Origin of the sequence: Streptomyces sp. NBC_01506 (genome assembly GCF_045040295.1) — a bacterium.
Classification (GTDB): Bacteria; Actinomycetota; Actinomycetes; order Streptomycetales; family Streptomycetaceae; genus Streptomyces.
In genome coordinates this window covers 5,128,110-5,138,128 of the sequence record NZ_CP109422.1, presented here as the reverse complement: position 1 = coordinate 5,138,128, position 10,019 = coordinate 5,128,110, and the positions used below count along the sequence as shown (strand labels likewise).

The following is a 10,019-nucleotide window of genomic DNA, read 5'->3' as shown; positions in this document are numbered from 1 at the left end:
CCCCGTCCAGGAAGCGTCCAACCCCCTGGGGTGCGGCCCTCCGGCCGATCATGTCCCGCTCAGACCGCGATGGCCACCTCGGCCAGCCCGCCGGTCTGGGCGACGACCGTACGGTCCGCCGTGCCGCCCGGTACGAGCGCGCGTACCGTCCACGTGCCCTCGGCCGCGTAGAAGCGGAACTGTCCGGTCGCCGAGGTCGGCACCTCCGCGGTGAATTCTCCGGTCGAGTCCAGCAGGCGTACGTAGCCGGTGACGGGCTCGCCGTCACGGGTCACGGAACCCTGGATGGTGGTCTCACCGGGCTTGATCGACGAGGCGTCCGGGCCGCCGGCCTTCGCTCCACACATATGGGATCTGTCCTTAGGGTCAGCCGAGTCTGGCGGGCGGGATTACTTGTTGGCGCCGAGCTCGATCGGCACGCCGACGAGGGAGCCGTACTCGGTCCACGAGCCGTCGTAGTTCTTGACGTTCTCCTGGCCCAGCAGCTCGTGCAGCACGAACCAGGTGAGCGCCGAGCGCTCACCGATGCGGCAGTAGGCGATGGTGTCCTTCGCCAGATCGACCTGCTCCTCCTCGTAGAGGGCCGTCAGCTCGTCGTCCGACTTGAACGTGCCGTCGTCGTTGGCGTTCTTCGACCACGGGATGTTGCGGGCGCTCGGCACGTGGCCGGGGCGCTGCGACTGCTCCTGCGGGAGGTGCGCGGGGGCGAGCAGCTTGCCGCTGAACTCGTCGGGCGAGCGCACGTCGACCAGGTTCAGGCTGCCGATCGCGGCGACGACGTCGTCGCGGAAGGCGCGGATCGAGGTGTCCTGGGCCTTGGCCTTGTACTGCGTGGCCGCGCGCTCGGGCACCGCGTCGACCAGGTCGCGCGAGTCCAGCTCCCACTTCTTGCGTCCGCCGTCGAGGAGCTTGACGCCCTCGTGGCCGTAGAGCTTGAAGTACCAGTAGGCGTACGACGCGAACCAGTTGTTGTTGCCGCCGTAGAGGATCACGAGGTCGTCGTTGCCGATGCCCTTGGCGGACAGGAGCTTCTCGAAGCCCTCCTGGTCCACGAAGTCGCGGCGCACCGGGTCCTGGAGGTCCTGCTTCCAGTCGATGCGGACGGCGTTACGGATGTGGTTCTTCTCGTACGCCGAGGTGTCCTCGTCCACCTCTACGATGACGACCTTCGGGTCATCGATGTGGGCCTCGACCCAGTCGGCGTCTACCAGGACGTCGCTGCGGCTCATTGTGTTCTCCTCCGGGGCAGTGTGCGGCGGGTGGTGCGGGCGGCGGCGCCTTCCGGGCACGGGGGCACGGCGGGCTGCGTACGGCACGGGTGGCACGGGGTGGCCTGACGCGATGGTCGAAGGGCCGGGAGAGGTGGCGGGACTGACGGACGTGTCCCGCTCAGGCGGTGCGACAGAGCATGGCGGCGACGCGGCACAGATCAACTGCCCGCCGCTTCGTGAGGTTCGCCTGTCCCCGCTGCTGGAGACCGCTGATGAAGCACTGCATGCGTCCGATCGTAGGGACGGATACGGTGCGATGTCACCGGGGTGTCGAATGGTGAGACGAGATCGTCCGAGATGTGGGACAGATGGGCGTTCCCGGTGGCCGGGACCCGGTCCTGGACCCTCTCGTACCGCTGTTCCATCTACGGGATGGACATCCGCGTCTCACGATACGGCGGCGGCCCGCCGGTGGGCCGGGCCCGCCGTCCGCCGGTGGGCCGTCAGCTCGTGAGGTCGACGTCCGTGCCCGTGCCCGAGAACCGCAGGCCGTCCTGCGTCGTCGTCACCTTGTCGAGCGTGATGGTCGACGGCAGTCCGTCGATCGTCAGGTCGTAGTCGACAACGTCCTTCAACTCGCCCTCGACGCCCGGCACCGACAGCTTGGGAAGGTCCTCGGCACGCAGCCGTACCTTGTCGCCGTCCTCCAGCGACACGGTGCTGTACGCCGTGAACTCCTCCCGCAGCATCGCCTGGAAGGCCGTCGGTACGTCGACGCCCGCGCCCTCCAGCAGATCGCCCAGCGGCCCCGAGACCTTGACCTGGCCCTTCGCCGCCCGCTCGGCCCCGGCGTAGCTGACGGTCGCGCCCTGCGGCGCGGACTTGCTGAGGTCTTCGTACGAGATCAGCGCCGAGCCCTGCGCGCTGCCCGCGACCGCCGACGAGAAGCTGCTGTTCACCTTCACGTCCCGCAGCTCGGCCTTCACCTCGGTCACCTCGACCTGCCGGCCCTCCGCCGTCGCGGTTATCCCGCCGACGCTGATCTCGATCTCGTCCAGCTTCGAGCCCGCGACCTGTGTGAGGAAGGGGAAGCCCTTGATGGAGACGTCGGGCTCGCTGGTGAGACCCTGGCTGCTCCTGATCTTGCTAGCCGCCTCGCTCTCGGCGAAGTACACCGCGGCCCGGTCGACGGCGACGAACAGCCCGCCGAGGATCACGACGAAGATCAGCAGAATTCGCAGTGCGCGCATTGCTCGGTGTCCCCCACCCTGGTGGTACCAGCCCCCATGACGACGGTGAGCCTAATGGCAGCGTTGTCGCTCCGGTCACTCCGGTCGCTCCGGTCACGCGGATCGATCTCGACGCGGCCGTACGGTGACCGCACTGGGTCGACGTTCGGGGCGCCGGGTTCGGTTCCCGGCGCCGCTCCGTGGGGAGAGGCGTGCGTCTCGTCTTACGCCAGCGCCCTGCCCAGCAGATAGATCGCGGGCACCGCCACCGTCAGCGGCAGCGCCACCCCGGCCGTCATGTGCACGAAGCGCGACGGATAGTCGTAGCTCGCCACCCGCAGCCCGATCAGCGCGCACACACCGGCCCCGAGGCCGAGCAGCGCGCCCTGGCCGCCGATGTCCGTCAGCCCGCCCGCCGCGATCCCGGCGCCCGCGCCGGCCGCGAGCGCGACCACGATCGAGACGATGCCCGGCAGCGGCAGCGCGCGGGCGACGGTCGCGGCGGCGACGGCGAGCGCGCCGACCGTCACGGCGTCCGGCACGGCCGCGAGATTCCCGGTGGCGATGATGGCGAGCGAGGCCGCGGCGACGGTGGCCATCAGGCCCTGCATCCGTTCGTCGGCGCCCGCGTAGCTGCGCAGTTGCACCACGACCGTGAGCAGCACCCACACACCGAGCGTGCCGAGGATCGCGGCGAGCGCGTGTTCGTCGCCGACGGCGAGCACCGCGACGTCGGCGACGAGCGCGCCGGCGAAGGCCAGCGCGATGCCCTGCCGGGCGGGCCACATGCCGTTGAGCCGGAACCAGCCCGCGGCGGTGACCGCCTGGAGGATGACGAGCGGGACGAGGAGCGCGTACGGGCCAACGGCCGCGCCGCCCGCGAGCAGCAGGGCGAGCAGGGCGGTCAGCCCGGCGGGCTGGATGCCGGGCGGGATGATCGGCGACCGGCCCTCGGCGCGGGCGCGCTGGGCGTCGGTGATGCGCGCGTTGCCCATGGTGGTGGGCGGGCTGTAGCTGTCGGGGGCGGGGGCCTCGGGCGCGGGGGGTGCCGGCGCGTACGGCGCCTGTGCGGGGGCCGGGGCGGGGACCTCCGGCGGCAGCGGGTACGCCCCGGACTGCTGCGGCAGATAGGCCGTCTCGGCGGCGGCCTGGTGCGGGTGCTGGTGCGGGTGCGGCGGCTGCCGGTACTGGACCTGCGGCTGGTACTGGGTGTCCCAGGTCTGGCCCTCCCAGGTCTGCGCGTCCTGCCCGTTGGACGGTTCCTGGTACGGCTGTTGCTGGTACGAGGGTTCCTGGTACTGCTGCTGGTAGGGGTTGGGCGCCTGGGCCGGTCCCGGTACGCCGTACTGCTGCTGCCCGTACGGCTCGGAGTCGTAACTCCGGCCGTAACCGCCGTGCGGCTCATGTTGGTTGTACTGGTCGTCGCTCATGCTCGGCTGTTCACCCTCCTGCGAACGGCGGGAGCACTTCGACCGTGCCGCCCTCGGCAAGCCGTACGGTCTCATGCCCACGGGTGCCCACGGGGTCACCGTCGACGAGGAACGAACACCGCTGGAGCACCCGGACCAGCTCACCGGGGTGCTTGTCCCGCGCGACGTCCAGCGCCTGGGCCAGATTGTCCGCCGCGTAAGGCTCCTCGGCGACGCCCGCCGCTGCCTTGGCCGCGGCCCAGTAGCGGATGGTTCCCGCTGCCATGGCGTACTCCTCCCCTATTTTCTCGGCAATTTTCTCGTCGGATCCCGTCGGCCCTCCATGATGGCCGATCCCCAGCCCCGCCACGGCATCCGCCGCCTTGGGAGCGGGCCCGGGTACAGATGACCCGCTGTTCCCACCCTCTGACACTGAGCACATGTGGGTTATTCTGCTGCGGGAGAGGATCCGGGCAATGTAGCCCCCGGGTCCTTTCGCGCTTTCCGACCCGGGGCGCGGGGCGGTCGGCGTTGCCACATACGCCCCCACGCCCTCCGGGTGCGGGAGGTGCCCCCTTGCAGGGACCGAGGAGGAACCACGTAATGGGCGAGCCAATGACGCGGATGACGCGGACACATGAAGATTGTCCGACCCGGGCGGGTGGTCGGCGATGAGTTCTCTGCTGCTGCTCACCAACGCCCTCCAGCCCTCGACGGAGGTGCTGCCCGCACTCGGACTGCTTCTGCACCACGTGCGGGTGGCCCCGGCCGAGGGGCCGGCCCTCGTGGACACCCCCGGTGCGGACGTCATACTGATCGACGGCCGGCGCGACCTGCCCCAGGTGCGGTCGCTGTGCCAACTGCTGCGGTCCACCGGGCCCGGCTGCCCGCTGGTCCTCGTGGTGACCGAGGGCGGTCTCGCCGCCGTCACCGCCGACTGGGGCATCGATGACGTCCTGCTCGACAGCGCGGGCCCGGCCGAGGTCGAGGCTCGGCTGCGCCTCGCCACCGGCCGCCAGCAGATCTCGACCGACGACTCCCCGATGGAGATCCGCAACGGTGATCTGTCGGTGGACGAGGCGACCTACAGCGCGAAGTTGAAGGGGCGGGTCCTGGACCTGACCTTCAAGGAGTTCGAGCTGATCAAGTATCTGGCGCAGCACCCCGGCCGGGTCTTCACGCGGGCCCAGCTCCTCCAAGAGGTGTGGGGCTACGACTACTTCGGCGGTACGCGGACGGTCGACGTGCACGTACGGCGGCTGCGCGCGAAGCTCGGCCCCGAGCACGAGTCGCTGATCGGCACGGTCCGCAACGTCGGCTACCGCTTCGTCACGCCGGAGAAGGTCGAGCGCGCGGCGGAGGAGGCGAAGGCGAAAGCCATCGCCGAGGCGGCGGCGAAGGTGAACGCGAATGCGAATGCGAAGGCCGCGGGGCCGGTGGCCGGGGCGGCTGAGGACACCACGCACACGGCTGACACGTCCGAGGTGCGAGAAGGCGCCGTACGGCCTGCCGGGCGGTAGGTCACCACGCGTAGACTGCCGCGCGTGGCCAAGGTGACGCGGGACGACGTGGCGCGACTGGCGGGGACTTCGACCGCGGTCGTCAGCTATGTCATCAACAACGGACCGAGGCCGGTCGCCCCGGCCACGCGCGAGCGTGTACTCGCCGCGATCAAGGAGCTGGGCTACCGGCCCGACCGGGTCGCGCAGGCGATGGCGTCGCGGCGGACCGACCTCATAGGGGTCGTCGTGCCCGACGCGCGGCAGCCGTTCTTCGCGGAGATGGCGCACGCGGTCGAACAGGCCGCCGCCGAGCGCGGGAAGATGGTGCTCGTCGGCAACTCCGACTACCGCAACGAGCGCGAGGTCCACTATCTGCGGGCCTTCCTCGGGATGCGGGTGTCCGGGCTGATCCTGGTCAGCCAGGGCCCGAGCGAGCGGGCCGCCGCCGAGATAGAGGCGTGGGACGCCCGCGTCGTACTGCTGCACGAGCGGCCCGAGGGCATCGACGACGTCGCCGTCGTGACGGACGACATCGGCGGCGCGCAGCTCGCCACCCGGCATCTGCTGGAGCACGGGTATCCGTACGTGGCGTGCCTGGGCGGCGTGGAGTCGACACCGGTCGTCGGCGACCCGGTGACCGACCATGTCGAGGGCTGGCGCCGTGCGATGCGGGAGGCCGGTCTGTCGACGGAGGGGCGACTCTTCATGGCGCTCTACAACCGTTACGACGCGTACAACGTCGCGCTGAAGCTGCTGGCCGGGCCCGACCGGCCGCCGGCGATCTTCTGCTCCACCGACGACCAGGCGATCGGCGTGCTGCGGGCGGCGCGCGAACTGCGGATCGACGTGCCGGGCGAGCTGGCCGTGGCCGGTTTTGACGACGTCAAGGAGGCCAGGCTCACGGACCCGCCGCTGACGACGGTCTCCTCGGACCGCCCGGCGATGGCGCGGGCGGCGGTGGACCTGGTGCTGGACGACGGGCTGCGGGTGGCGGGGTCGCGCAGGGAACGGGTGAAGCAGTTCCCGTCGGCGCTGATCGTGCGGCGCTCGTGCGGGTGCTCGTGAGCCGGTAGCACCGGGCTCGGAGGCGCCCCGGCGGGCCGCCTTTATATGCGACATACACGGTTCTGTCGGGCTTCTCAGAACGCCTTCAGACGGCTCTCATCTGCGGGGCGGATTGTCGATGACATGACCGACAACTACCGCGGCGGCGGCGACGAAGACGCGAACCTGGAAGCTTCGAACCAGCAGCAGGAGGCCGGCGGCGGGCAGGCGTACCCGCCGCCCCCGCCGTTCGAGCCCGCGGCACCGTACGAGCCGCAGGCACCGTACGAGCCGCAGGCGCCGTACCAGCCCGGTCCCGGCGGCCACCACGCCCAGTCCGGTCACCCCACCTGGGGCTGGGGTGCCGCCGCCCCCGCGCACACCTCCGCCCCCGCCCACGCCCGGCGCGCCAAGCGGCCCGTCGCGCTGCTCGCCGCCGCCGCGATCGTCGCGGCCGTGGTCGGCGGTGGTACGGCGGCGCTGACCGAGACCCTGACGAACGACTCCGGCGGTACGACCGCGAGCAGCGTCTCCGGTACGACCGTCTCGCAGAGCAGCAAGGGCACGGTCGCGGGCGTGGCGGCGGCCGTCTCCCCCACCATCGTGGAGATCACCGCGTCCTCCAGCGCCGGGGAGTCCACCGGCTCCGGTGTGATCGTCACGTCCGACGGTGAGGTCATCACCAACAACCACGTCGTCGCGGGCGCGCAGACGGTGAAGGTGCAGCTCAGCACCGGCAAGTCGTACACCGCCGACGTCGTGGGCACCAGCCCGGACAAGGACCTCGCCCTCATCAAGCTCCAGGGTGTCAGCGGCCTCAAGACGGCGACGCTCGGCGACTCCGACAGCGTGAAGGTCGGCGACGAGGTCGTGGCGATCGGCTCGCCCGAGGGGCTGACCGGCACCGTGACCAGCGGTATCGTCTCGGCGCTCGACCGCGATGTCACCGTGTCGAAGGACGAGGGTCAGGGCCAGCAGCAGCAACAGCAGGGCGGTAGCGGCAGTCGTCAGTGGCCGTTCGAGTTCGGCGGTCAGCAGTTCAACGGCGACACGGGCTCGTCCACGACCACGTACAAGGCGATCCAGACCGACGCGTCGCTCAACCCGGGCAACTCCGGCGGTGCGCTGATCAACATGAACGGCGAGATCATCGGCATCAACTCGGCCATGTTCTCGGCGAGCGGTTCGAGTGCCGACAGCTCGTCGGCGGGCAGTGTCGGACTGGGCTTCTCCATCCCGGTCAACACCGTCAAGGCCGACCTGAGCACGCTGCGCGCCGGGAACTGACGACCAGGATCCGCCCGTCGTGCGAGGCTGAAGCAGCAGAGACCCCCGAGTTGCAAGGATGAGCGACGACATGAGCCCCGCCGAAGGCGATCCGCAACGCGTCCTGATCGTCGACGACGAGCCCGCCGTCCGCGAGGCGCTTCAGCGCAGTCTCGCGTTCGACGGGTACGGCACCGAGGTCGCCGTCGACGGTGTCGACGCCCTCACCAAGGCCGCCGTCTACCAGCCCGACCTGATCGTGCTCGACATCCAGATGCCGCGCATGGACGGGCTGACGGCGGCCCGCCGGCTGCGCGCCGGCGGATCGACCGTACCGATCCTGATGCTCACCGCGCGCGACACGGTCGGCGACCGGGTCACCGGGCTCGACGCGGGCGCGGACGACTATCTGGTGAAGCCCTTCGAGCTGGACGAGCTGTTCGCCCGGATCCGCGCGCTGCTGCGCCGCAGCTCGTACGCGGGCTCGGCGGGCGACGAGCTGCCGGGGGACGACGTCCTGGCCTTCGCCGATCTGCGGATGGACCTGTCGACGCGCGAGGTCACGCGGGGCGCGCGCCGGGTGGAGCTGACCCGTACCGAATTCACCCTCCTGGAGATGTTTCTGGCCCACCCGCGTCAGGTGCTGACGCGCGAGCAGATCCTGAAGGCCGTCTGGGGCTTCGACTTCGAGCCCAGCTCCAACTCGCTGGACGTGTACGTGATGTATCTGCGGCGCAAGACCGAGAGCGGCGGCGAGCCCAGGCTCGTCCACACCGTGCGCGGGGTGGGTTACGCGCTGCGCGCCGAGGGCGGGCAGGGCGGGCAGGGCGGCGCCGAGTGACCTCTCTCGTCCGGCGGTTGCGTACGCTGCCGCTCCGCTCCCGCCTCGCCATGCTCGTCGCCACCGCGGTGGCCGTGGCCGTGGCGGTGGCGGCGGTCGCCTGCTGGCTGCTGACCCGCGCCCAGTTGGAGACGGAGCTGGACAAATCGCTCCGCGGCATCTCGGCGCCCCAGAACCTGGTGCAGGAGATGCTGCAACAGTGCGGGAACGGCCAGCCCCCGCCTGAGAACGTCAACACGGCTTTCGCGTTCATCCAGATCGTCGGCAGCGACGGCAGCCGGTGCGTGGAAGCCTCCTCGCAGCCGGTGAAGATCCAGCCCTCCGACATCGCCGTCGCGCGCGGGACGGAGCCCAGCACCCTGCACGACTCCACCACCGAGGACGGCGCCCCGGTGCGTGTCCACACCACGCGGGAACGCATCAGTCTGCGCGGCGAGATCGCCACTGTCTCCATCTCCCGCCCCCTCGGCGAGATCGACAACTCGCTGAACCGCCTCGCCCTGCTGCTGCTGGCCGTCGCCGGTGTCGGCGTCGTCGGGGCGGGCGCCGCCGGGCTCTGGGTCGCCAGGGCCGGTCTTCGGCCGGTCGACGGGCTGACCCGCGCGGTCGAGCATGTCGCGCGGACCGAGGACCTGAGCCTGCGCATCCCGGCCGAGGGCGAGGACGAGATCGCCCGTCTCTCCCGCTCCTTCAACTCCATGACGGCGGCGCTCGCCTCGTCGCGCGACCGCCAGGCGCAGCTCATCGCCGACGCGGGCCACGAGCTGCGTACGCCGCTGACCTCGCTGCGTACGAACGTCGAACTGCTCGCCCGCAGCGAGGAGACGGGCCGCGCGATCCCCCCGGAGGACCGCAAGGCGCTGATGGCGTCGGTGAAGGCGCAGATGACCGAGCTGGCGTCGCTGATCGGCGACCTTCAGGAACTGTCCAGGCCGGACGCCGCCGATCCGAGCCCGCTCCAGGTCGTCGCGCTGCACACGATCGTGGAGAGCGCCCTGGAACGCGCCCGGCTGCGGGGGCCGGACCTGACGATAAACGTGGCGCTGCGGCCCTGGTACGTACGGGCCGAGCCGGCCGGGCTGGAACGGGCGCTGGTCAACGTCCTGGACAACGCGGTGAAGTTCAGCCCGGCGGGCGCGGCCATCGAGGTCACGCTGAGCACACAGGGCGAGTTGACGGTACGGGACCACGGCCCCGGCATCCCGTCGGAGGAACTGCCGCACGTCTTCGAGCGCTTCTGGCGCTCCCCGTCCGCCCGCGCGCTGCCGGGGTCGGGCCTCGGCCTGTCGATCGTGGCGCGCACGGTGCAGCAGGCGGGCGGCGAGATCGCGCTGCGCCCGGCGGCGGGCGGCGGCACGGTGGCCGCGATCCGCATCCCGGGCGCCCCGACACCACCCCCGACGGGCCCGGCGGGTCCGGGCCCCGGCGCGACGCGGGCCTGACCGGTGCGCCCCGCCGGGACGCGCGCGGCGGCGGCCGGAAACCGCCGCCGCGTGCCCCTTGAGCCAGAGCCGACA

Annotated in this window: 11 protein-coding genes; 5 read left to right on the top strand and 6 right to left on the bottom strand. The window is 71.2% G+C overall.

The window, feature by feature from the left end; all coding sequences use genetic code 11:
• Positions 1–59 precede the first annotated feature (59 nt).
• The 6 genes from OG329_RS22595 to OG329_RS22570 form a co-directional block, all read right to left on the bottom strand.
• Positions 60–347 (bottom strand): DUF1416 domain-containing protein, encoded by a 288-nt coding sequence (locus tag OG329_RS22595; protein WP_143621054.1) that lies wholly within the window; start codon positions 345–347, stop codon positions 60–62.
• A 42-nt stretch (positions 348–389) separates the two neighbouring features.
• Entirely contained in the window at positions 390–1,229 is an 840-nt protein-coding gene (locus OG329_RS22590; protein WP_405797589.1) for a sulfurtransferase, read from the bottom strand.
• 160 nt (positions 1,230–1,389) lie between these two features.
• Positions 1,390–1,497, bottom strand: a complete 108-nt coding sequence (locus OG329_RS22585; protein WP_023540667.1) for a putative leader peptide — start codon at positions 1,495–1,497, stop codon at positions 1,390–1,392.
• A 217-nt stretch (positions 1,498–1,714) separates the two neighbouring features.
• Complete coding sequence (locus OG329_RS22580) at positions 1,715–2,461, bottom strand: DUF2993 domain-containing protein (protein WP_405797588.1); 747 nt, start codon at positions 2,459–2,461, stop codon at positions 1,715–1,717.
• 203 nt (positions 2,462–2,664) lie between these two features.
• Entirely contained in the window at positions 2,665–3,945 is a 1,281-nt protein-coding gene (locus tag OG329_RS22575; protein ID WP_405797586.1) for a hypothetical protein, read from the bottom strand.
• Entirely contained in the window at positions 3,881–4,135 is a 255-nt protein-coding gene (locus OG329_RS22570) for a MoaD/ThiS family protein (RefSeq protein WP_405797585.1), read from the bottom strand. The genes OG329_RS22575 and OG329_RS22570 overlap by 65 nt, the downstream gene beginning before the upstream one ends.
• Positions 4,136–4,520: 385 nt before the next feature.
• On the opposite strand from OG329_RS22570, the gene OG329_RS22565 reads away from it, so the two are divergent.
• The 5 genes from OG329_RS22565 (at position 4,521) to OG329_RS22545 (ending at position 9,944) form a co-directional block, all read left to right on the top strand.
• Complete coding sequence (locus tag OG329_RS22565) at positions 4,521–5,369, top strand: response regulator transcription factor (RefSeq protein WP_405797584.1); 849 nt, start codon at positions 4,521–4,523, stop codon at positions 5,367–5,369.
• A 24-nt stretch (positions 5,370–5,393) separates the two neighbouring features.
• Entirely contained in the window at positions 5,394–6,416 is a 1,023-nt protein-coding gene (locus OG329_RS22560; protein WP_405797583.1) for a LacI family DNA-binding transcriptional regulator, read from the top strand.
• Between the two features lie 123 nt (positions 6,417–6,539).
• Positions 6,540–7,682 carry a S1C family serine protease gene (locus OG329_RS22555; RefSeq protein ID WP_405797581.1) on the top strand — a complete coding sequence of 381 codons (1,143 nt, stop codon included), beginning with the start codon at positions 6,540–6,542 and terminating at the stop codon, positions 7,680–7,682.
• Positions 7,683–7,752: 70 nt separating this feature from the next.
• Complete coding sequence (locus tag OG329_RS22550; protein ID WP_405797580.1) at positions 7,753–8,502, top strand: response regulator transcription factor; 750 nt, start codon at positions 7,753–7,755, stop codon at positions 8,500–8,502.
• Positions 8,499–9,944 carry a sensor histidine kinase gene (locus OG329_RS22545; protein WP_405797578.1) on the top strand — a complete coding sequence of 482 codons (1,446 nt, stop codon included), beginning with the start codon at positions 8,499–8,501 and terminating at the stop codon, positions 9,942–9,944. Before OG329_RS22550 ends, OG329_RS22545 begins: the two co-directional genes overlap by 4 nt.
• Positions 9,945–10,019: the final 75 nt, after the last annotated feature.

Bases quoted from the DNA above. Each gene is read 5' to 3' on its own strand.
- OG329_RS22565 (WP_405797584.1), top strand. From the start codon at position 4,521: ATGAGTTCTCTGCTGCTGCTCACCAACGCCCTCCAGCCCTCGACGGAG.
- OG329_RS22570 (WP_405797585.1), bottom strand. From the start codon at position 4,135: ATGGCAGCGGGAACCATCCGCTACTGGGCCGCGGCCAAGGCAGCGGCG.
- OG329_RS22595 (WP_143621054.1), bottom strand. From the start codon at position 347: ATGTGTGGAGCGAAGGCCGGCGGCCCGGACGCCTCGTCGATCAAGCCC.
- OG329_RS22580 (WP_405797588.1), bottom strand. From the start codon at position 2,461: ATGCGCGCACTGCGAATTCTGCTGATCTTCGTCGTGATCCTCGGCGGG.
- OG329_RS22590 (WP_405797589.1), bottom strand. From the start codon at position 1,229: ATGAGCCGCAGCGACGTCCTGGTAGACGCCGACTGGGTCGAGGCCCAC.
- OG329_RS22555 (WP_405797581.1), top strand. From the start codon at position 6,540: ATGACCGACAACTACCGCGGCGGCGGCGACGAAGACGCGAACCTGGAA.
- OG329_RS22585 (WP_023540667.1), bottom strand. From the start codon at position 1,497: ATGCAGTGCTTCATCAGCGGTCTCCAGCAGCGGGGACAGGCGAACCTC.
- OG329_RS22575 (WP_405797586.1), bottom strand. From the start codon at position 3,945: ATGAGACCGTACGGCTTGCCGAGGGCGGCACGGTCGAAGTGCTCCCGC.
- OG329_RS22550 (WP_405797580.1), top strand. From the start codon at position 7,753: ATGAGCCCCGCCGAAGGCGATCCGCAACGCGTCCTGATCGTCGACGAC.